At 47.6% G+C, this 23,170-nt stretch carries 17 protein-coding genes and 1 pseudogene; 5 read left to right on the plus strand and 13 right to left on the minus strand.

The features are described 5' to 3' along the window. Nucleotides 1-28: 28 nt before the first annotated feature. From MKY62_RS21205 to MKY62_RS21220, 4 genes are all read right to left on the minus strand, one after another. Nucleotides 29-1,915 carry an ABC transporter permease gene (locus MKY62_RS21205; protein WP_011198462.1) on the minus strand — a complete coding sequence of 629 codons (1,887 nt, stop codon included), beginning with the start codon at nt 1,913-1,915 and terminating at the stop codon, nt 29-31. After that, on the minus strand, nt 1,890-2,654 hold the full coding sequence (locus MKY62_RS21210) for an ABC transporter ATP-binding protein (RefSeq protein WP_003177865.1): 765 nt from the start codon (nt 2,652-2,654) through the stop codon (nt 1,890-1,892). The genes MKY62_RS21205 and MKY62_RS21210 overlap by 26 nt, the downstream gene beginning before the upstream one ends. A 91-nt stretch (nt 2,655-2,745) precedes the next feature. Further along, nucleotides 2,746-3,753: a sensor histidine kinase gene (locus tag MKY62_RS21215; RefSeq protein ID WP_003177867.1), complete on the minus strand. Its 1,008-nt coding sequence runs from the start codon at nt 3,751-3,753 to the stop codon at nt 2,746-2,748. Beyond that, entirely contained in the window at nt 3,750-4,457 is a 708-nt protein-coding gene (locus MKY62_RS21220; RefSeq protein WP_003177869.1) for a response regulator transcription factor, read from the minus strand. Before MKY62_RS21220 ends, MKY62_RS21215 begins: the two co-directional genes overlap by 4 nt. Nucleotides 4,458-4,639: 182 nt before the next feature. Between MKY62_RS21220 and MKY62_RS21225 the strand changes: the two genes are divergently transcribed. Further along, a complete protein-coding gene (locus MKY62_RS21225) occupies nt 4,640-5,011 on the plus strand; it encodes a YxeA family protein (protein WP_003177872.1) in 372 nt (123 codons plus the stop codon). Nucleotides 5,012-5,039: 28 nt separating this feature from the next. On the opposite strand, the gene MKY62_RS21230 is transcribed toward MKY62_RS21225, so the two are convergent. Both MKY62_RS21230 and MKY62_RS21235 read right to left on the minus strand, forming a co-directional pair. Then, the gene (locus MKY62_RS21230; RefSeq protein ID WP_003177874.1) at nt 5,040-6,725 is read right to left on the minus strand and encodes a methyl-accepting chemotaxis protein; all 1,686 of its coding nucleotides are present in this window, start codon (nt 6,723-6,725) and stop codon (nt 5,040-5,042) included. A 154-nt stretch (nt 6,726-6,879) separates the two neighbouring features. Beyond that, on the minus strand, nt 6,880-8,304 hold the full coding sequence (locus MKY62_RS21235; RefSeq protein ID WP_003177876.1) for a sodium:alanine symporter family protein: 1,425 nt from the start codon (nt 8,302-8,304) through the stop codon (nt 6,880-6,882). A gap of 313 nt (nt 8,305-8,617) precedes the next feature. On the opposite strand from MKY62_RS21235, the gene ald reads away from it, so the two are divergent. After that, nucleotides 8,618-9,748, plus strand: a complete 1,131-nt coding sequence (gene ald, locus MKY62_RS21240; protein WP_003177878.1) for an alanine dehydrogenase — start codon at nt 8,618-8,620, stop codon at nt 9,746-9,748. Between the two features lie 159 nt (nt 9,749-9,907). On the opposite strand, the gene MKY62_RS21245 is transcribed toward ald, so the two are convergent. The 6 genes from MKY62_RS21245 to MKY62_RS21270 form a co-directional block, all read right to left on the minus strand. Next, nucleotides 9,908-11,182 carry an arabinogalactan endo-beta-1,4-galactanase gene (locus MKY62_RS21245; RefSeq protein ID WP_009329991.1) on the minus strand — a complete coding sequence of 425 codons (1,275 nt, stop codon included), beginning with the start codon at nt 11,180-11,182 and terminating at the stop codon, nt 9,908-9,910. A gap of 104 nt (nt 11,183-11,286) precedes the next feature. Continuing rightward, nucleotides 11,287-13,341 (minus strand): beta-galactosidase, encoded by a 2,055-nt coding sequence (locus MKY62_RS21250; protein ID WP_003177882.1) that lies wholly within the window; start codon nt 13,339-13,341, stop codon nt 11,287-11,289. A gap of 36 nt (nt 13,342-13,377) precedes the next feature. Beyond that, nucleotides 13,378-14,217, minus strand: a complete 840-nt coding sequence (locus MKY62_RS21255) for a sugar ABC transporter permease (RefSeq protein WP_003177884.1) — start codon at nt 14,215-14,217, stop codon at nt 13,378-13,380. A 3-nt stretch (nt 14,218-14,220) separates the two neighbouring features. Beyond that, on the minus strand, nt 14,221-15,477 hold the full coding sequence (locus MKY62_RS21260; RefSeq protein WP_003177887.1) for a sugar ABC transporter permease: 1,257 nt from the start codon (nt 15,475-15,477) through the stop codon (nt 14,221-14,223). 82 nt (nt 15,478-15,559) lie between these two features. After that, a complete protein-coding gene (locus tag MKY62_RS21265) occupies nt 15,560-16,828 on the minus strand; it encodes an extracellular solute-binding protein (protein ID WP_003177889.1) in 1,269 nt (422 codons plus the stop codon). A 144-nt stretch (nt 16,829-16,972) separates the two neighbouring features. Beyond that, complete coding sequence (locus MKY62_RS21270; RefSeq protein WP_003177891.1) at nt 16,973-17,965, minus strand: LacI family DNA-binding transcriptional regulator; 993 nt, start codon at nt 17,963-17,965, stop codon at nt 16,973-16,975. A 255-nt stretch (nt 17,966-18,220) separates the two neighbouring features. Here MKY62_RS21270 and MKY62_RS21275 point away from each other — a divergent pair, with 255 nt between their 5' ends. The 3 genes and pseudogenes from MKY62_RS21275 (at nt 18,221) to galT (ending at nt 21,890) form a co-directional block, all read left to right on the plus strand. Next, the gene (locus tag MKY62_RS21275) at nt 18,221-19,390 is read left to right on the plus strand and encodes a galactokinase (RefSeq protein WP_009329994.1); all 1,170 of its coding nucleotides are present in this window, start codon (nt 18,221-18,223) and stop codon (nt 19,388-19,390) included. 14 nt (nt 19,391-19,404) lie between these two features. Further along, a pseudogene (galE, locus tag MKY62_RS21280) lies at nt 19,405-20,406 on the plus strand (UDP-glucose 4-epimerase GalE). Beyond that, the gene (gene galT, locus MKY62_RS21285; protein ID WP_003177897.1) at nt 20,403-21,890 is read left to right on the plus strand and encodes a UDP-glucose--hexose-1-phosphate uridylyltransferase; all 1,488 of its coding nucleotides are present in this window, start codon (nt 20,403-20,405) and stop codon (nt 21,888-21,890) included. The pseudogene galE and the gene galT overlap by 4 nt, the downstream one beginning before the upstream one ends. A 36-nt stretch (nt 21,891-21,926) precedes the next feature. Here galT and MKY62_RS21290 read toward each other — a convergent pair whose 3' ends face one another. Further along, nucleotides 21,927-23,099: an ROK family transcriptional regulator gene (locus tag MKY62_RS21290; protein WP_017474422.1), complete on the minus strand. Its 1,173-nt coding sequence runs from the start codon at nt 23,097-23,099 to the stop codon at nt 21,927-21,929. Between the last annotated feature and the right edge of the window lie 71 nt (nt 23,100-23,170).

Raw genomic sequence — 23,170 nt, forward strand, 5'->3', positions numbered from 1 at the left:
AAAGATTAGACACGTAGTCTAATCTTTTTTAAATCGCCGCTTTTATCTGTTTTGTATAGTAGAAGCGGACGATGAAGTAATATATGACCTGGATGGCGAAGAACACGCCGAGCACCATTGCAGATTCCTTGAAGAGGTTGTACTGAAAGGCATGCGATAAAGCGGTCAGCGCCACAGCTCCATGGACAAGGGCAACAGCGATAGGCGCGAAGAACAAGATGCCGATCTGCCTGTTCAGCACTTTATGCAGTTCGCGGTCTGTTAAGCCCATTTTGGCAATCGATTTGAATTTCTGCTTATCATCGTCCAAATCAGTGTACAACCGGAAATAGAGGAAGCTTCCTGCTGAAACGAAGAAGACGATTCCGATAAACAGTCCGACAAATAATATCGGGCCATACCCTTTGCTTATATTATATACCTCATAATCTACAGCCCCGAAATACATGTAATCCAGTTTCTTTTGCAAAGCCTCCCCGGCTTTCACTAAAGCCATGCCGTCAGCTTCTTTTGCCTGCCATGCATAGAACCGGTTTTCGCTTTTCGGTTTTTTCAGCTGTGCGAAATCTTTGTCTGTCACAATATAATAGCTGGGTTCAGATAACGCTTTTGAACGGATCGTTTGATCAGCCTTCAGTTGTTTTCCATTTGCAAAAGGGATTGACGAAGGGAGCTGCTGGTCATCATCTCCCTCTAAGCCGATCTTGACCTCATACTCGGCAGCCGCCGCTTTTCCGTCTTCAAGCTTGACGTGGTCGGCTCCGACGAGATCGGCAAACTTGTTATAGTCAGATTCTTTCACAATCAGCATGTCATTGCCGCCGACATCGAAATATTGAAGGACAGCTGAAGCTTTGTCTGTTTTGATATTTCTTTCATCCAGTGTGTCATTGATGAAAGCCACGTCTTTTTCGATGTGTTTGTTTGTTTCCGGCGGCTTATATGAGAACGTATGCGGGTTCATCTCTTTAATTCCGTTTGTCACCAGAGTTTGGAAACCGTACAGCGTCCCAATGGCGCTGAATGCGACAGTAGAGATAATGGCCACCATAAAAAACGTCCGCGAATTGTCTTTCATCCTGTAAGACAGATCAGAAAACAAAATCATATTCGTTTTCCGCCAAAACAGGGTTTCCCGTTTTTTGAGCCTGCGGATCACATAAACACTCAGCTGCGTAAACAGCAGATATGTGCCGATAATGACAACAATCGTCACCGGCACCATCGCCACAAGAACGCCTCCTTCTTTGACAATCAAAGCGGTGTAATAGCCTCCGGCAAGCAGCACAGCAGCAACCAGCGTAAGCAAGGCAGATGCTTTCGGCTCCCCTTTGGAGATTTTGTTCCCTTTTAACAGAACAATCAGCTTCTCGCTCCTGAGCACAAACGACACAAGAAAAGAGATAAATAAGAACAGACCGTTAAAAGAAATAAACGTCACAATCATCGCCATCAACGGGAAGTAAAAATCGAGCTTGTTATCAATAATCAGGACATTTTCCGCAGTGAGCAGTATCAATTTGGCGAAGACGAGCCCGAGCACAATCCCGCCGATTGTCGCAAAAAATCCAATCAGCATATTTTCAAGAAATACCATCATGCGAATTTGGCGCATCGACATCCCTTGAATCATTAAAACGCCGAATTCCTTTTTTCTCGATTGAAGAAATGAACTCATCGAGTACAGCACAAAGAAAAAAGAGAAGACAAAAATAATGCCGCCGGCGACCAGCAGGCCAAAGGATGCATGCTGCCCGATGCCGGAAGTCAAAGAATCACTGGTCATCACCGGGTGGAAAGCAAAAATCGCAAATGCGAAAAAAACCATCACCGTAAACATGCTGCTGAGAAAATAAGCGGCATACAGCCTTTTGTTGCGAATGACATTGTTAAACGCGAACTGACGAAAGGTCATTTGCATCCCCTCCCAACAAGGACAGTGTATCGAGAATCTTTTGGAAAAACGCTTGGCGGTTATCGCCGCGGTTGATCTCCGAATACAGCTTTCCGTCCTTAATAAAGACGACCCGGTTGCAATAGCTTGCCGCCTGAGGGTCATGCGTGACAAGCATCATGGTCGCTTTTTCATTGCGGTTGATCGACTCAAGCATTTCCATCACATCTTTGGATGACTTTGAATCAAGGTTGCCTGTCGGCTCATCGGCAAGCAGAAGCTTCGGCGAATGAATCATCGCTCTTGCTACAGCGGCGCGCTGGGCCTGACCGCCCGATATCTCATATGTGCGCTTTTTCATGATCTGGGTAATCCCGAGCTTTTCGGCCAATTCGTTTGCCCTCCGCTTCATTTCCTTGACCTTTTCGCCGTCAAGCGTCAAAGGAAGTACGATATTTTCTTCAACGGTTAATGTCGGCAGAAGATTAAAGTCCTGAAACACAAATCCCAGCTCTCTGCGGCGAAATTTAGCCAATTTTTCTTTTTTGAGAACATGCGGGTTTTGGCCGCTGATCAATATTTCGCCCGTCGTCGGCTCATCGATCGTTGCAATCATATTTAATAGGGTCGTTTTTCCGCTTCCCGACGGCCCCATGATCCCGACGAATTCACCTTTATCAATTGTTAGGTTAATATCTGTTAACGCGCGGTACGCAATTTTTCCTTCGTAAATCTTACTGGCTTGTTTGACCTGAAGCATCACAAGATCTCCTTTCACCTTTAACTTTCGATCTGTGACCAGTTTACCTAAATCTCTTGTTGATGAACTATCGATTCTTCTTTCACTTTCATTACATCGATGTAAGGTTTTGCGTAGCCGTGAAAATCAGCCGAATTGTCGTGCCTTTCCCTTCTTGTGAATCAAGTTCGATCCGGTGGCCGAGCTGGTCAGCCGCCGATTTTGCCAAGTAAAGACCCATTCCGGTCGATTCTCTGAAACGGCGTCCGTTTTCTCCTGTGAAAAACGGGTCGAAAACCCGCTTTTGATCTGTATCCGGGATGCCGGCGCCGAAATCTGCCACTTCCAATACCGCTTCCGAATCATTTTCGTATACAGAAATAATGACTGTATTGCTTTTCCCCGCCGAATATTTGACCGCATTGTTGACAAACTGGGAAATGATGAAAAACAGCCACTTTTCATCTGTTTCGACGGTGATGCCTTTTTTGATTTCTTTGAACTTAGGATAAACTTGACTGCGAATGTAAAAGCGCTTATTTTCGCGATTGACCTCGTGAACGATATCCGCCAATGCGACCGGTTTTATACGGAAATCCTGTTCGATCGTCCGCAGTCTGGCCATATAGAGAATCGTATTGAGGCCCGTTTTCATCCGCTCGGTCTCCTCGCGGATGCTGGATGATTCCGGTTCATCCAAATTTTGAGCCGTCAGTTCGATGACCGACAACGGCGTCTTCATTTGGTGCACCCATTGATCCATGAAAGTCAAATGCTCTTTTTGGCCAAGCTCCAGCTTCTTTAATTCTTGGCGGTATTGCTTGTACTGGCTTTTCAGCAGCTGTTCAAGCGCTTCCGACAAAGGGGATTGGGGCTGATTCGATTGCCTGAAGGTGTCATCCAATGACTCCAGCCCGCTCGTCATCCGTTTGTAGAACTTCCGGCGCGTATAGTAATGGTAGAAAAGATAGAAGCCAAGAAAGAAAAAGCCGAGAAAAACGGCATAAAAAGCCGGTCTGATGTGCTGATACCCATCAAGCCAGTACACTGACAGCATTGTGATAAACTGCAGCGCCTGCACGGCAATCAACAAATAGTGCTCTTTGAAAAAAAGCTTCATTCCTCTCCCGCCTTCACCCAGGATACATTCAAGCGATAGCCCGCGCCCCGCACTGTTTCCACTGCATCTTCAATACCGAGCTCCTGAAACTTTTTTCTGACGCGCGTAATGTTGACATTAAGCGTGTTTTCATCCACATATGCCTGATCATCCCACAGCTTGGCCAGCAAATCTTCGCGGCCTGAAATTCTCGGATGGCGTTCCATTAAGCTTTCAATAATATCCGCTTCTTTTTTCGTCAAAGCAGCCGTTTGACCGGCAAATGTCAGTTCAAGTCTTTCCGGATACAGCCGCAGCCCTTCTTTTTCCAGCAGCCGTTCCTCCGCCTTCGCCGCGTATTCGCCGTAAGCCCTGCGAAGCTGGCTGCGTATTTTTGCCATGACGATCTCGGCGTGAAACGGCTTGGTGATAAAGTCATCTCCGCCGTTTTCCAATGCCATCACCTGATCCATTTCACCTGTCCGCGCAGAAATAAACAAGACGGGGCAAATCGATTCCTGGCGGATTTGCCGGCACCAGTAGTAGCCGTCAAAGCTCGGCAGGTTAATATCAAGCAGAACAAGATCAGGCGCCGTGCTTCTGAACTCATCCATGACACGGTCAAAGTCTTTCACTACATGAACGTTGTATCCGTATTTGACAATATGCGATTTTAACAAATCTGCAATTTTCGGGTCGTCTTCTACAATCATCACTTTTTGCATCTCGGTCTCTCCTTTTGGTTTGGATATATTATGACACGAAGCGGTCTGATAAACAAAAACTGCCGCGATCCATCCTACCTTACAATCATGTAAGTGTATTGTAATAGGAATCAATATCTTCTCTCTGCGCTTTTTTATAAAATAATACCATCCACAAAACTGAATGAAAGAGGAGACGGTATATGAAGACACGGGCGGGCGGCCTGATTGCCGCGGTTCTGATCGCCGTTGCCGGCGTTTTTATCCTGCAGAAAGCGACAGGAGGCCTTGTGCCGCTGGCCGATGATTATATACAAGGCCAGGGAAAGCCTGAGGCTTATTATCTCAAAGCTGAGGATCATGCAGAAAAGCCGGATAACGGAAAGTACAACTACACATTAACCGGCTATGACGCGAGCGGACACAAACAGCAGATTGAGGCAGAGGCAGACGAAAAACTGCATCCCGGCGCTTTCATCAAAGTATTGGCGTACGGAACGAAAGCCAAAAGCTTGACTGAAGTACACGAAGAAGAAATCCCCGAGGGCGCTTTGGCTGCCATGAAAACCAATTAAAACCCCATCGCCGGATGGGGTTTTCTGCTTAATATTTAAATCGATTGATAATGGTTTGAAGTTCTTCAGCCAATTGGGACAGCGATTCCGCTGCATATGAGATTTCTTCCATTGAAGCCAGCTGCTCCTGGGTTGAGGAAGCAACCGCTTTTGTGCTGGCTGACGTTTCCTGTGATCCGGAAGCCAATGTTTGAATGGTGTTTTGAACCATTTCGACACCTGATGTCAGCTGCTGAGTAGAAGCCGCGACTTCTTGGATTTGAGAAGCAACCTGTTCCACCAAGTTTAAAATTTCGTTGAAATTACCGGTCGTCTCCTGCGACAAAGCTATACCGGAGCTGACATTTTCTTGAACGACTTTAATATTATTTACCGTTTCTACCGATTCATTTTGGATCGTTGTGACCAATGATTGAATGTGGCTCGCTGACTTATTCGTTTCGTCCGCCAATTTCCGGACCTCTTCCGCCACGACGGCAAACCCTTTTCCTTGCTCTCCCGCTCTTGCTGCTTCAATTGCCGCGTTCAGCGCCAGCAAATTCGTCTGCTCCGAAATATCGGTGATGAGCGAAGAAATGTTGCTGATTTCCGCCGTGCTGGACACGAGCGCCTGCAGGCCGCTGCCGGCCGAGTCGACTGACTTATCAATGAAGTTCATTTGTTCGAGCATTTTATGAACGGACTCGGAGCCGATTTCGGCTTTGTCTCTCATCGAAGACGACAGATCCGCTATGCTGCCTGTATTGGAGGCAACGGATGATAAACGGTCCAGCAATTCATGAATTGCTTCTGAACTCTTTTCTGTCATTTCGCTTTGCGTCATGTTGCTGTCGGCGATCGCCTGCATCTCTTCGGAAATCAGTTCGGAAGTCGATTTCGATTCCTCCGCGCTTGCGGACAACTGTTCAGAGGATGCGGCGACTTGCTCAGACGAGCTGCTGATCTGCTTCACAATTTGCGTCAGCGACTGGACAAAAGCATTGAAAGAATTGGCAAGCTGGCCGAACTCGTCTTTATTTTTGACGATCACTTTTTTCGTTAAATCCGCCTCGCCGTGGGCGATGTCCTCAAGCTGCTGATTCAGGCTTCTCAACGGTACCAGAATAGACTTCAAGAGCAGCAGACTCAAAACAATTCCCAATATCGCTGATACTCCTGTGACAGCGATGATGACCCATTCGCTCATCGTCCCATTGGCTCTGATCTCTGCTTTCAGATCATCCACCTCTTGTTCCAGGCTTTCGACCAGCTGATTGACAGACGGATCGAGGACATCTTTTCTTAATGTTCTTTCCTCTCCGAAATGGATCGATTCCGCTTTTTTAAGGCTTGAAGCGTAAGTCTGCATGACTTGTTGATTTAAATCCCAATAAGCCTTGAAGTTTTCTTTAATTTCTTCGACGTTCGCTTTGTATGATTTTTCCCGGATCAGTTTTCCGGCCCGGTCAAGACTCTTTAAAACATCGTCGGCCTTGTCCTTCATTCCTTCACTGTATTCATCGTCTCCGGTCATAATAAGGGCTCTCTCGTCATTCGACAAGCCGGTCAGACGGTATTGAATATGCTTAATCTCTTTTTGAAATTCCATCTTGTCCTTAAGTTCTTCATTCTTTTTCACCGTAGAAGAAATCATAAAAACAGAGGAGATTCCGATTCCGAGGATTGAAACGACTAGAATTGATATGATTCCCAGCAGTTTTGTTTTCACTTTCATTATGGTGATCCTTTCTCCTTTATGTCATCAATGATGAAAAACAGTTTTCAAATCAAACATCTTCTTCCCTCCATAGTATCGACATATTTCGTCAAAATTTGAGAAGGTGCAGAATATAAGCCGAAGAAAAAGCTCTGCCGGGAAGGCAGAGCTTTTAATGAATTGGTTTACTTGGCGGGCCCGCCGATTTGGTATGTTCATAGAAGTGGTGAAAATAATCATTTGTCTCTGCTTTGATGACTTTCCAAAGCAGCAGGATGGCGATCAGGTTTGGAATCATCATCAGCGCATTCGCCATATCGGCAAACGCCCAGACGGTGACGAGGTTGGCAACCGTCCCGATGCCGCAGGCGAGGATGTAGACCAGCCTGTAGCCCGCAATTCCTTTGGCGCCTGCCAAATATTCGAAGCACTTTTCTCCGTAAACATACCAGCCGACAATTGTAGAGAAGCCAAAGAAAATGACCGACAGAGACACAATGTATTCGCCTGCCGCGCCGAGTACTGAAGCAAAAGCTGCGCTTGTCAATGCCCCGCCTTCCAGGCTGGCATTATGGGCCACGCCTGATATCAAGCCGCCGGACGGGTCCCAGAAACCGGTAATGATAAGGGTTAAACCGGTCATTGTACACACCACGATCGTCACGATAAATGTCCCGGTCATTGCGACGAGCGCCTGTTTTACCGGATGGTCTGCGCGCGCATTTCCGGCGATTAGCGCCGCCGTCCCAAGGCCTGCTTCGTTTGAGAAAATACCGCGGGATACCCCGTTCCGAACCGCTTCAGATACGGCAATTCCAAGGAAGCCGCCGGCTGCCGCTACAGGGTGGAAAGCATAATAAAAAATCAGCGCAAAAGCCGGAATAATCTTGTCATAATTCAAAATCAGAATCAAGATCGCCCCGCCCATGTAAAGAAAAGCCATGATCGGCACAAAGAAGCTGGCAACGGTGCTGATCCGCTGGATGCCGCCGAAGATAATGACGCTGACGAGAATGACGAGAATCAGCCCTGTCACCCAGTTTTCGATGCCGAAGCTGTTCTTCGTAATATCAGCGATCGTATTGGATTGGACACTGTTGCCTATCCCCAAAGCGGCAAAAGCTCCAAACAGCGCAAAGGCGATGGCGAGTCCTTTAAATTTGCGGCCGAGTCCGTGTTCGATATAATACATCGGCCCGCTTGAATATTCCCCTTTTTCATTTTTTACGCGGAATTTAACAGCCAGCAAGGCTTCCGCGTATTTCGTTGCCATCCCCAACAGCCCGACAACCCACATCCAAAAGATCGAACCCGGTCCGCCGAGTGTCAATGCCGTCGCGACACCTGCGATATTTCCGTTTCCGATCGTAGCGGCGAGCGCTGTCATCAAAGCCTTAAAATGGCTCACATCCCCTTCGGCAGCCGCGTCTTTGCTGTCTTCTTTGCCAAACCCGATCTTAAACGCATAGATCAGGCGGCGAAATTGCAGTCCTTTTAAAACAATCGTTAAAAATAAGCCTGTCCCAAATAATAAAATTAAACTGGGCGGCCCCCATAGTACCTTATTAATCTTGCCTAGTATTTCTAAGATATCCATATGACTCACTCCTGACAAAGATAACGCTTTCATAGCTGCATGAGATATTCTATCACAATGGAAAATGGTTATGTTTGTGAAACGACACAAAATGTAATCGCTTACATTTGTTTTTTTAACAAAGCTATTTTTTAAAGAAAAAAATTTTAATAGATAACTTATCTCCTCAAGCCTTTCACCTTATTCAACGTTCACCAATTTGTTAAATTTCACAAAAAAGCGCTTACATTTTTAATTTTACACACGATGCTCTTCCCGATTCAGAGATTTATACTAGCGGTAGAATCATATTTCATTTGAGGGGGACGACATCATGATCATTGGAATTCCTAAAGAAATTAAAAACAACGAGAACCGTGTAGCCATTACTCCGGCCGGAGTAGTCGCGCTAAAAAAAAGCGGTCATCAAGTTTTAATTGAACAGGGAGCCGGGCTTGGAAGCGGATTCGAGGACGCCGACTACAAAGCAGCCGGGGCGGACATTTTGGCTGAAGCGAAAGATGTGTGGGGAAAAGCGGATATGGTCATGAAAGTGAAAGAGCCGATCAGCTCTGAATACGGCTATTTCCGAAAAGGACTTGTTTTATTTACTTATCTGCACTTAGCGGCTGAACCTAAGCTTGCGAAAGCGCTTGTGGACAGCGGCGTCACAGCCATCGCTTACGAAACGGTCGAAGTGAACCGGACGCTTCCGCTCTTGACTCCAATGAGTGAAGTCGCCGGACGCATGGCTTCGCAGATCGGCGCGCAATTTCTTGAGAAATCAAAAGGCGGCAAAGGCATCCTGTTATCGGGCGTACCCGGTGTAAAACGCGGCAAAGTCACGATCATCGGCGGCGGAGTGGTTGGTACGAACGCTGCCAAAATCGCTGTCGGACTTGGCGCTGACGTCACTTTGATCGACTTGAGCGCTGAGCGCCTCCGTCAGCTCGATGACCAGTTCGGCAAAGACATTCAAACGCTTATGTCCAATCCGCTCAACATTGCGGAAGCCGTAAAAGACTCAGACCTTGTCATCGGCGCCGTCTTAATTCCTGGTGCAAAAGCGCCGAAGCTTGTCACAGAAGAGATGATCAAGTCGATGTCGCCAGGTTCAGTTGTTGTAGACGTGGCGATTGACCAGGGCGGCATTATCGAAACGGTTGATAAAATCACTACGCATGACGATCCGACTTACACGAAGCACGGCGTTGTCCACTATGCCGTCGCCAATATGCCGGGAGCCGTTCCCCGTACATCAACGATCGGCTTAACAAACGTCACCATGCCTTACGCCTTGCAAATCGCAAATAAAGGCGTTGAACAAGCAGTCGCCGAAAATCAGGCGCTCGCTCTCGGCGTCAACGTTGCAAACGGAAGCATCACCTACAAGGCCGTCGCGCGCGACCTTGGATATGAATATGTATCTGTAGAAGATGCATTTCAAACGGTAACCGCTGGTTAAGCGGATTTTATCTCTTGAGAACATTTTAACAACTCTTTCTGACTGTCCTTTCACGAAAAAAGGCTGGATGATATCCGGCCTTTTTTCCATTCTGCTTTAAACATTCAAGGCCGCTTTCCGGCAAACGGCGTCGCCTTCATCTAAGAAACCGGCCACAAGTCAATTTTTGAATGGTGTTCCCGTATCAACATATTGAAACACATGAAGCGACGGCAATGGACGTCCTTTAAAATCAAACAATGCCTGATTGTCTACGGCGCTGCCGCCAAACCACTTTCCTGCGTCTTCCGGGTCATATTCAGCAGCATAGCTTGTAGCCCAGCCTGATCCGTATGTCTCCCAAAGCGCTTTATTTTTCTCGAGCCGGTGAGCCGGTCCTACCGGAATCCATGCCGGTTCCCAATAGAAAACGCCGATTCCGGCTTCACCTACGTCGCTGACCGCTTGAATCACATCACGGACCGCGTTCGCCTGCCCTTGAACGGTGACCGGATAATTCAGCGTTTGGCCGTTTTTCGGAGCTGTATTTCCGTGTCCGTCTCCGTCTTCAGCCGTATACGTATAAGATGTCTCAGCAACCATGACTTTTTTGCCGTACGTATCTGCGACAGATGTCAGGACGGATGTTAAATTCTTCAGCGTGCCATGCCAAAACGGATAATACGAGCTTGCAAACACATCGTAGTCTACATGATGCCGATGAAGCGTCTCGGCAATCCAAGCGTACCTTCCTGACGTCTCCGGATTGGTAAAATGCAAGGCGACTAGGATATTCGAATCCGTCTCTCGCACCGCTTGACTCCCGGCGTTGAATAATTGGCTCATCTTCGCCCAATCCGTTTCACCGGCAAGGCCCCCGTTTGTTTCGTTACCGACCTGCACCATGCCGATGTCGATGCCCGCTGCTTTCATCGCTTTAAGGCTTTGTTTTGTATATTGATAAAGCGCCGTCTTTTTATCTTCAAAGTTTAGGTTCGCCCATGCTTTCGGCGCTTTCTGTTTCGCCGGGTCCGCCCAGAAATCGGAATAGTGGAAATCCGCCAGCAGCTTCATTCCGTTGGCAGTGGCCCGTTTTCCGATCTGAATCGCTTTTTCCAGATCATTATTGCCCCCTCCGTAGCCGTTGCCGTTGGCATCATAGGGATCATTCCATATGCGCACCCGGACATAATTGACGCCTGCTTCCTTCAGCGTTTTGAATATATCCTGTTTCTTTCCGGATTCATTGTAAAAGGCGACGCCGCTCTCTTCCAAAGCGATGATGCTCGAAACATCAACCCCTTTTATAAAATCCTTGCGAAGCCCTGAAACTTTTTCAACATAAAGGCCGCTTTTTGCCGTCCCTGAATCTCTGGCGGCTTCCGCCGGACCGCTTGTTCCAAATGCGCCCAAAACAAATATCAGCACCACAAAAACAGCCAGCACGTTCTTCATCAATCTCGCTTCTCCCCTTTCATAATAGACACACAAGCAAAAAGAAAACGCTTTCATTATTCACCCGGAGAAACATCCACCTTAAAGCGGATGTCCTCCCAGGCCTATTCTTTTGCTTTTACCGCTATTCTGGCCTCATATTTTTCCAATGTGACTTCGCCGGCCAGCGTTTCTCCGGTCAGCATATCTTTAACTGCCGACGCCAACACGACGGGCTGACGTTTTTCCGTGAAATTCATGATGAAAATATAGTCATTTTCCTCATCCTGTCTGACTTGAACGGAGACGCCAGGCTGATGTTTCACGTCAAGAGCCGGTTGAATCGCTAGCTCTTTAATCAATGTTCCATAAAAATCCCGATGAAATTGGCTGCTTAAACGCGCACCGATATAATACGTTTTCCCCTGTTTGTATGGATGGCTCGTCACAGCCGTCGTGTCCGCATAAAAGTCGTCCTCATAGAATCCCTCGGGATCTGCCGTACTGAGCTTCAGCACGGTCGCGTAATCTTTTAGCTCATACGACCGGTTTTGATAACGGACCGCATTTTTATCGCCCGGATAGAGTGTATCGGTTTCAACAGGCTCCATGCCAAACATCTCTTGCAGATCTTTTGGCCATCCGCCTAAATAGGTCAGATCAGATTCGTTGACGATTCCGCTAATATAGGTCATCACCAATGTGCCCCCGTTGGCAGCAAATGCCTTTAAGCGCGCGATTGTTTCTTCGCTTGCTAAGTAAAGCATCGGAACGATCAGCAGCCGGTACGATGAAAAATCCTGTTCCTTCGTAATCACGTCGACTGGAATATCACGCTCCCAAAACGCGCGGTAGTGCTCGTGCAGGGTTTGGGGATACCGCTTGGTTTTCATCCCGAATCCTTGTGCATCTTGGAGCGCCCAATGGTTTTCCCAATCGTAGAGAATCGCGACATCCGCAGGCCGGATCGTTCCGGTGACTTCAGACAGCGCTTCAAGGGTTTGCCCGACTTTTGCCACTTCTTTAAACACGCGGTTCTCGGAACAATTGTCATGGCCGACAACCGCACCATGAAATTTTTCCGATGAGCCGCGGGATTTCCGCCATTGAAAATAGAGGATGCTGTCAGATCCGTGTGCGATCATCTGCACAGAAGACAGGAGGTGCATGCCCGGCCGTTTCGCTTTATTAAAATCGTGCCAATTGACAGCGCTTGGCGTCGATTCCATTAAGAGAAACGGCTGCTGTTTCAGGCTGCGGTACAAATCATTGATAAAGCCGACTTTCATGGCCAAATCTGCTGTGCTTTCCCAATCGTTGTGCCAGGCGGGATACGCGTCCCAGCTGATCACGTCCAGGTGCTTGGCAAACTTGCTGTAGTCCAGCCCTTGAAACGGAATTAAATCATGCGTGTCCGCCATAAAATTGGTCGTAATCGGAATATTCGGCGTGATTTCCTTTAACGGAACGATTTCATTTTGAAAAAAAGAGATCGTCTGGTCAGTGACGAAGCGTCGCCAGTCTAAATTCAAGCCGTGCACCGCATTTTCCCCGATCGGAGACGGCGATTCAATCTGTGACCAATCGTTGAAGGTGTGGCTCCAAAAAGGCGTCCACCATGCGTCATTCAAAGATTTAATATCATGGTTGTACTTCTTTTTCAGCCAGTCTCTGAAGGCGTGCTGACATTGATCACAATGGCATTCTCCTCCGTATTCGTTGGAAACATGCCACATCAAAAGGGCATGCTGGCTGCCGTACCTTTCAGCCAGCATGCGGTTGATCTCTTTCGTTTTTTCACGGTATACGTATGAAGTGAAGCAATGATTGTGCCTTCCGCCGTGCAGCTGTTTGACGCGTTCAGCATTCACGCGCAGCACTTCCGGATACTTTTGCGACAGCCAAGCAGGACGGGCGCCGCTCGGTGTCGCCAATATAATCCGGCCGCCGTTCCGGTGAATGCTCTCAAAAATATCATCCAGCCATTCAAACGTATAGACGCCTTCCTCCGGCTCAAGGGCGCTCCATGAAAAAATCCCCACTGAAAATGTATTCGTATGGGCAAGCTTCATCAGCTTGATGTCATCTGCAAGAATATCCGGACGGTCAAGCCACTGATCCGGATTGTAGTCTCCCCCGTGAAGCATGTATCTTGCTTGGGTCGTATAAATTTTTGGCATAATACTCTCCTTTTTTAGACCATTTTCTCCTTCGGACTATCCTTTCGTTCCGCCTGCCGTCAATCCTGACACAAAGTTCTTTTGCAGCATGATAAAGATGACGGCTACCGGTATGCTGATCAAAATAGCGCCGGCGGCAAACGTCGTATAGCTGGCTCCCATCACCTCATTGACTAAATTGTATAAACCGATCGGCAATGTATACGACTCCGGTGTCCGCAATATCGTCGAAGACAAAACGAAATCCCCGAGCGGCCCGGTGAATCCGTTCATGGCAACGACCGCGATCATCGGTTTGGATAGCGGCATAATAATCTGCAGGAAAATCCTTGTATTGCTTGCGCCGTCAATCTTAGCGCTCTCATCCAAATCGATGGGAATGGAGTCCATATACCCTTTCATCAAATACGTGTTCATCGGTATGAGCCCGCCGATGTACAGCAAAATCAGCAGCCAATGGCTGTTCATCATTCCAAGCATCTGCGCTAAAACGAAGAGCGCAACCAAAGCCGAAAATTGAGGAATCATTTGCAGCAGCAAGAATAAAACTAAAGCGTTTTTCCTTCCTTTAAAACGAAACCGTGAAAAAGCATAAGCTGTAAAAGAAACGCTGATGACCGATCCGATCATCGTAAAGATGCTGATTTTCAGCGAGTTTATATACCATTGCCCGTATTGGAGGCTCTCTTTGCCGGCGAATAATTCTTTATAGTGATCCAATGTCGGATTTGCCGGAATGATAGAAGTGCTGACCAAACTGTTGCCGGGATTAAAGCTGGCCCCCACCGTCCAAAGCAGAGGGTATATGATAACGGCTGTCATAAAAGCCAACAGAGAATAGGTCAGAAGGAGCCGAAAGAATCTTCTTTTCTTCATACGTTAAGCCCCCTCTTTGAAAGAATTTGTCCGTCTGAACTGCCACAGTGCAATTGAGATGACAAAGACCGACAGCAGGATCGTCAATGCGGCGGCTAAAGAGTACTGGCTCGACTGCATCGTCAATTTGTAAATCCAGGACACCAGGATGTCGGTTCCTCCCGCTGTTGACCCGGGAACAGCCGGACCGCCTCCATTGAATAGATAAATAATATTGAAGTTATTAAAATTAAAAGTGAATTGCGTAATGATAATCGGCGCCATCGCGATTAAAATCAGCGGCAGTGTAATATGCCTGAATTTCGAAAACGCAGACGCTCCGTCAATCGTCGCCGCTTCATAAAGGTCATCCGGAATCGACTGCAGAACACCGGTTGTTACAATGAACACATACGGAAATCCGAGCCAGCCCTGCATAAGAATAAGCGCCAGCTTCGTCCAATTGGCATTCGTCATCCAAGGAATCGGATCGATGCCGAATGCGGCGAGGATTTGATGATTGAAAGCACCGAAGCTGTCATTAAAAAGGCCGGCAAACACGAGAATGGTAACAAAACCGGGCACGGCCCAAGGCAAGACAAGAATCGTCCGGAAAATTTTTTTAAAGCGGACTTCCTTCTGATTGACGACAACCGCCAACAAAATTCCCAACCCGACTTGGAGCGTGGAAGCGACAAGCGTCCAAACAATGGTCCAAGCTAAAACATCCAAAAAGGTCGACCGCCAAATATCAACGGTGAAAATTTCGGAAAACGTTTTAATTCCTACCCAATCGACAAGGCGGGCAGGCGGAGAATGGTAGAGGTTATAGTTTGTAAAAGCTAATGCAAAGCTGAACAAAATCGGAAAAACAACGGCAAAAACCAGGATGAACAGCGATGGCCCGCTGATGAGATACGGATATCCCTGAGCTATTAAATTATGATATTGTTCCTTGAGTGAACTGAGCTCCTTTTGTTCATCGCGCCTCTTTCCGTTTTGGTAGGCGTCCCGCAAATTGGCGTAATAGACAGCCAGCCCAAAACAGGTGACAATCACAGCAATAATGCCTTCTGCCAATAGAAAAATCGAGTTGTCGCGCGGCACTTCGGTTCCAAGCGTAAACAGGCCCCACAGCCCCATATTCAGCAAATCGCCAAAAACCGCAAAGAACGAGACGCCTAAAAGAAGGAATAACAGACCCTTTATCCATTGTTTATTGTAGAATTGGCCCAGACCGGGAATAATTGATAATAGTAAAGCTTTTTTGCGATGCTGCACCTTCTCCTTCACCTCTTTATATGGACGTGCTTATAATAAATGGCGCCAAACTTAAGACAAGTTTGACACCACCGCCCGCGGCTTATTTGCTGCCGCTGTGCTTCGCTTTGATCTGTCCTTGTATCGTTTCCGCGGCTTGATCAAGCGCTTTTTTCGGTTCGGCTTTTCCGGTTGCAATTGTTTGCAGAGCCGCATCCGCCGGCGTCCATACTTCATTCATCTCAGGAATATTCGGTGTCAACTCTGAGTACTGAGATTGCTCGGCAACGGCTTGAGCCGCTTCGCTTTTTGTGACGGCAGGATCATCCGCCAGTTCTTTGACTGCGGGAACTTCTTTTGTGATCTCATATCTCTTCTTTGAGTTTTCTTTATTGGCGAGGAAGACGACTAATTGTTCGGCTAGATCGGCATTCTTCGAATAAGCGCTTACATTGTAGCTCTTCACGCCGACAAAAGAACTCATATGCTTGCCGTTGGACAGTTTAGGCAGCTTGGCAACCCCGTAATTGATACCCGCTTTTTTGAACGGTTCCAGGTTCCACGGGCCTGAAATGATCGCTGCTGCTTTTCCTTCCGTAAACAGCGATTCCAGCACATTGATGCCCTGCTCCCCAATAATTCCGGCAGGGAACAGCCCCTCTTGGTAAAACTTCTGAATGTACTCGGCGCCTTCGACTGCACCTTTGTTGTTCAAGCCTAGGTCGGCCGGATCATAAGTGCCGTCGGCATCGCTTTTAAAAATGTAGCCGCCGTACCCTCCCATGACGCTCTGTGCATAATAAATCTGGTCAAACAGCGCCAGGAAGCCGAATTTTTTGCCGTCAGCCGTTTTTTTGGAATACTCATACCATTCATCCAGCGTTTTCGGCAGTTCTTTTTCAGAAATTAAATCTTTATTATAGTAGAGCATCGTCGTTTCGACCGCTTTCGGCAGGCCGTAGACCTTGCCGTTTGTCACCTGCGATCTCATGGCAGGTTCCGTATAGATCGATTGGATCTCTTTGTCCACCTTTAATTCCTTGATCAAACCTTCCGTTACCGCTGTCCCGATTTGGTCTCCGGGCATCGTTAACACATCCGGACCCGTTCCCGCCGGTCCATCCATCCGCAAGTCTTCGATCTGCTTTGCGTAAGGCTTTTCAACGACTTTGACAGATACGCCGTGCTCTTTTTCAAATTGGGCGACGGCATCTTTAATGCCTTCGCTTTTCTCTTTATCTTCCCAGACCACGAGTTCCTTTTGCTTCGAGTCTGATGCTCCATTGCTGCTCTCTTTAGGCCCGCAGGCAGTTAAAGACAAACTGAGAGCAATGACACTGCTGATTCCAACATATTTTTTCATATTCATCATTTGTCTCATTCCTTTTATTGGAGTGAAAGCGCTTTACAAAAACAATATAGCATGTCTTAGGAAAAGTGTAAACAATTATTTTACTTACACAGGTAAAATGTTTTACGAAAAAAGCGCGGCTTGTGAACAGCAGCCCGCGCTTTTTTAATTGGTGCTTTTCCTGACCACCAGTTCGGCACCGATATATAGCGTTTTTACAGCTTTTCTTTTTTGAAGTATTTGTTCCAAAAGCAATTCAATAGCGTTTTTGCAAAGCTCTTTAATATCGATATGGAATGTCGTCAGCGGGGGAGATACGTATTTCGCTACACTGATGTTGTTGATGCTGATGATGCTGACTCTGCCCGGGATGGCGATCCCTTTTTCATTTAAGGCCTGAAGGCAGCCTACGGCAATCGGATCCGCCGCTGTAAAAAAGGCCGTCGGCAGCTTTTCTCCCAATGTTTCAACTGCTTTGTCCATCAGATGGTAGCCGTTTTCCACCGAAAAACCCCTCCGGCAAAAAATAAAGCTTTCCTCCAAGAGCCCTTTTTCCTTCATATATTCGCGAAACGTTCGTTCCCTTACGTCCATTTCGTCTTCATCTGTATTGGGGTTGTGGTACGTACCTCCGATAAAGCCGATCTTTTCATGCCCTTTCTCAATGAGAAAATCTACCGTTTTCCTCGTCATCTGCTTTAAGTCCGGCCTCACTGAATCAAAGTGATTCGGATCAGGCGTCGAATCGATAAATACACCGTGAGGCGTCATCTGTCTTAATCGGATTAATTCATCATCTGAAAACGAGCCGACGGCAATGAATCCTTCTATGTTTTCGGGAATGGCGTCAATGCCTCCCGAAATTTTATACGTTGCCAGTTCGACGTTGAATTGCTTTGCGAGCTTCTCGATTTCCAGCCTCATCGTTTTAAAATACACGTCTTCGAGCTCTTCCTTATCCGTCAGCCAGTACAGAAACGCGATGTTTTTTACCAGTGTCCTGATCGTTTTCTTGCGGTAGTTCAGGCTTTCCGCCACTTCAAATATTTTCTCCCGCGTCTCATCGGGTACGGAAAGGCTTTCGTCGTTATTCAATACGCGGGAAACCGTTGAGATGGAATACCCCGCCTTTTCTGCAACATCTTTTATCGTCGCCACGATTGTAAAACCTCCATATGAACACCTTTATTTTAAATATCAAATTTTTTAGTAAAATATTTTACTAATTTAACGTTGATTTGCGTAAAAGTCAAGTGCTGATTGCCCTATCCCCGCCAATAAGGATTTTACATGAAAACGCTTCATTTGAAAAAACACTTTTTATTGCACCAATCGAAAACCCGTAGTAAACTGGGGTTGAACTTAATTAAATTAATTTATTAAGTCTGGTACGTCAAACGAATAGGAGGATATATGAATACTGCAGCCGCTTTATCAAACGACTTTCGTTCTATTTTTAAGACAGAAAAGACACCGCGAACCTTTTTTGCTCCGGGAAGGATCAACTTAATCGGCGAACACACGGATTATAATGGAGGGCATGTTTTCCCCGCCTCGATTTCATTTGGCACCTATGCCCTTGGCGTGAAGCGCGATGATCAAATGATCCGCTTCTATTCAAAGAACTTCCCTGACAAAGGAATAATTGAATGCAGCTTGAGCGATTTAGCCTTTGACCAGTCCGACGGCTGGGCCAATTATCCGAAGGGAATGTTCCTTTTGACGAAAGCGGCAGGCCATCAAATCGTTCACGGCGCCGATATTTTGTATTACGGAAATATTCCGCACGGAGCGGGCCTCTCTTCTTCCGCATCGATTGAGCTTGCGACAGGCGTTTTGTTAAAAGGGCTTTATGATTTGCAGACAGACACGATCTCCATGGTGAAGCTCGGACAAAAAGTCGAAAACGAATACATTGGCGTGGGGAGCGGCATTATGGATCAATTCGCGATCGGCATGGGGAAAAAGGATCACGCGATTTTGCTAGACTGCCGTACACTTGATTACACATACGCTCCCTTCGTGTTGAAAGAACACGATGTGATCATCATCAATACAAACAAACAGCGGACGCTGGCCGGGTCTAAATATAATGAAAGGCGCACCCAATGTGAAGAGGCGCTCGGCGATCTGCAACAGGAGTTGTCGATCGCAAGCCTGGGCGAATTGACGATGGAAGGATTTGAAGCCCATCAGCACCTCATCAGAAATGAAATCAATCAAAAACGCGCCAAACATGCTGTCTACGAAAATGCCCGGACGCTGAAGGCGCTTGAAAAACTTCGCGAAGGCGACCTCGCCGGATTTGGCAAGCTGATGAATGAATCCCATTTGTCATTAAGGGATGATTATGAAGTGACGGGGCTGGAGCTTGATGCCATTGTCCAGGCGGCCTGGGAACAAGACGGTGTCCTTGGCGCCCGCATGACCGGCGCCGGGTTCGGCGGCTGTGCGATTGCGATTGTAGAAAAAGACCGGACAGACAGCTTTAAAGAACGCGTGAATGCCGTCTACCGCGAAACGGTTGGCTATGATGCCGCTTTTTATACTGCGGCAATAGGCGACGGCGCCAAAGAAATATAGAAAGGGGAATGGATATGAGCGTGTTGGTTTTGGGCGGTGCCGGCTATATCGGTTCACACGCCGTGTACCAATTAATAGACAGAGGCGAAAACGTCGTTGTCGTTGACAACCTCGAGACCGGCCAAAGACAGGCAGTACATCCTGATGCGATCTTTTATGAAGGGGATGTGCGCGATCGCGATTTCCTCCGCACGGTTTTCGAAAAGGAACGTATTGAAGAAGTGATCCATTTTGCCGCCAGTTCACTTGTCGGCGAATCGATGAAAGATCCGCTCAAATATTACGACAACAATGTATCCGGAACACAGGTTTTGCTTCAGGCGATGCTCGAGCACGATGTAAAAAAAATCGTATTCTCCTCGACGGCGGCCGTCTACGGAGAGCCTTAATCGGTGCCGATTACAGAAGACATGCCGACAATGCCGACAAGCACCTACGGGGAAACGAAACTGATCATGGAAAAGCTCATGAAGCGGACTGAAGAAGCCCATGGGATCAGCTTTGTGTCTCTCAGGTACTTCAATGTTGCAGGGGCAAGGGAGACGGGAGAAATCGGAGAAGACCACCGTCCGGAAACACACCTAGTCCCCCTCATCCTGCAGACCGCTCTCGGCCAAAGACCGCATATAACGATTTTCGGCGATGACTATGATACGCCCGACGGCACATGCATCCGCGACTATGTTCATGTTGAAGACCTCATTGACGCTCATCTGTCGGCATTAGACTATTTAAGAAAAGGCGGCAAAAGCGATATATTCAATCTCGGCAGCAGCGAAGGATTTTCGGTGAAAGAAATGATTGATGCGGCCAGAAAGGCAACCGGGAAAGACATTACCGCCGAGATCGGCAAGCGCAGAGCCGGCGACCCGAGCATCCTGATTGCCGGCTCTCACAAGGCAAAGCAAGTTCTGGGCTGGAGGCCTTCGCGCACATCTGTAGCAAAGATTATTGAAGATGCATGGAAGTGGCATTCCTCGCATCCAAACGGTTACAGGAAGGAAGTGTCAACATGATTGAACAAGACATAGCCGGACTCATTCAAAAAGCGCTTGAAGCAGGGTTAATCGAACCGGCTGACGTGAACTACGCGCGCAACCAAGTGATGAATCTGCTGGGCTTGGAATCGTTTCCTGAGGAAGCCACTGCTGCTTCCGGCGACTCCATCCCAGACCTTTTGGAAAAACTCGCAGCCTATGCAGTCGAACACGGCGTGATAACCGACGATCTAGACGCGAAAGACATGCTGGCGGCAAATGTGATGAACTGCTTTGTTGCAAGACCTTCTGTCATCAATGCAGTGTTCCAGCAGAAATACGAACAATCGCCGCTGGCAGCCACCGAATATTTTTATCAGCTCAGCAAAAACAGCAACTATATCCAGACGAAGCGAATTGAAAAAAATATTTCGTATCAGATGGATACGCCTTACGGCACAATGGATATTACGATCAATTTGTCAAAGCCGGAAAAAGACCCTGAACAAATCAAACGGGAACGCGCCGCTGCAAAACAATCGCGCAGCTATCCGATGTGCCTGCTGTGCAAAGAAAACGAGGGGTATGCGGGACGAATCGGGTATCCTGCCCGGGCAAACCACAGGATTATTAAAGTCCCGCTCGCCGGAGAAAACTGGTATTTTCAATATTCTCCATATGCTTACTATAACGAACACAGCATTTTATTTTCTGAGCAGCATCGGCCGATGAAAATTGATAAGCTTGCCTTTCACAGGCTGCTTGCTTTTACTGAGCTGTTTCCGCATTATTTTATCGGATCGAATGCCGATTTGCCGATCGTCGGCGGGTCTATTTTAAGCCATGACCATTATCAGGCCGGACGATATGAGTTTGCGATGACGCGCGCGGAAGGCGCGTTCTCCTTTCAAATCAAACAGCATCCGGCCATCGAAGCTTCCGTTTTAAAATGGCCGATGTCCGTCATCCGCTTGAAAGGAACTGCGATCAACAGCCTTGTTGAAGCGGCGGACCATATTTTTCAGACTTGGAAAAACTACTCGGATCAACAAGCGGATATCTCGGCTTTTACAGATGGCACGCCACATAACACGATTACGCCTATCGCAAGAAACGTGAGCGGCGTTTATGAAATCGACCTTGTGCTCAGAAACAACCGGACATCTGCCGAGCACCCATACGGCATATTCCATCCGCATGCTGACGTTCACCATATTAAGAAAGAGAATATCGGCTTAATCGAAGTGATGGGCCTGGCCGTCCTTCCTCCCCGCTTAAAGACCGAATTGGCGGCAGTGAAAGAATTCCTGCTCGGTCAGTCAGATGCCGTTGAAGCGCATCACCGGGAATGGGCCGAACAGCTCAAAACCGAATACGGAGAGATGTCCGAACCGGAGCAGGCTGAATCAATTGTACGAAAAGAACTTGGCAAGAAATTTGTCAAAGCCCTTGAGGACGCCGGAGTATTCAAAGACCGCGAAGCTTTCATGCGCTTTATCCGCACAGTCAATCATCAGGGGTAAGGCTTCACCGGTGTTAAAATAGGCGAAAAAATAAGCTTATTTTAGCACCGGATCAAACAGCTCCGCCAGCAGCAATGAAACGGCTCCGTAAAGCGTCGCTTCATCGCCGAGCTTCGTTATCGTCACTTCTGTCTGCCTCGCTTCGGCTGTTAAAGCTTTCTGCTGTATCGTTTCTCGTATCGCCGGCAATATGAACCTCCCGCCCTTCATCACTCCTCCTCCCAGCACGATTTTGCCCGGATTGACAAGATGAATGAAATTGGTCAGCCCGATTCCGATGATCACACCGGTTTCCTGAAAAAGTTCGATACATGTTTGGCAGCCGTTCTCGGCCATTTCAAACAAATCTTTGGCTGTCAGGCTGTCAGTGCTTTCTTTCAACCGCTTTTTCCCCCGTTCGGCAATTGCTTTTCCGCTCACAATCGTCTGCAGGCAGCCGCGGTTGCCGCACTCGCACTTTTCTCCATTGATATCAATGATCATATGGCCCAGTTCACCCGCGATCCCTTCAGCTCCATGGTACAGTTTTCCGTTGATGACGATCCCCGCACCGACGCCGCGGCCGATATTCACGGCAGCCATGCTCCCTGCGTCATCGCGGCCGCCGAACCACGATTCGCCAAGCGCCATCGCCCGGGCATCGTTTTCAACTCTTACGGTTAAGTTGAATTCTTGTTCCAGCACATCTTTGATGGGGATATTGGTTAAGTTTAAAATCGGTGCGATGCGCGACATTCCCGTTTCAGCATCGACCACACCGTGCATTGCAATGCCGATCCCGATGATCTTTTCTTGCTCGACATCGGCACGTCCCAAAATGGCATAGACACTTTCTTTTAAAACTTCCATGAACCTCTCGTTTGTCAGCGGTTTTTTCAGCAGGCTGGACGTCCGCTGCAAAATCCCTCCGGCTAAATCGGTTAAGACGCACTCCACCGTCTCAGGCCCGGCATCAATGCCAATGACATAATAGGCACCCGTGTTGATGTGGAGCATGGTCGGCTTTCTTCCGCCGCTCGAATGACCGAGCGTGCTTTCTTTAACGAGTCCTTGTCCGATGAGCTCTTTGACGATGCTTGAGACCGTGGGAGGGGTGATCTTTGTTTCCTTGGCGATCTCAGCTCTCGAAATCGGCTCTGATGTTCTGATTTTATTAAGAATGATCGATTTGTTCACCGATTTCATTAATTGAAATGTACCGCGCTGCATGTGAAATCCTCCATTTACACCATATCGTAGGTTTTATTGTACCATGGTTAATTAATTAAATTAACAAACGA

The organism is Bacillus sp. FSL R7-0646 (genome assembly GCF_037969865.1).
GTDB classification, from domain to species: domain Bacteria; phylum Bacillota; class Bacilli; order Bacillales; family Bacillaceae; genus Bacillus; species Bacillus licheniformis.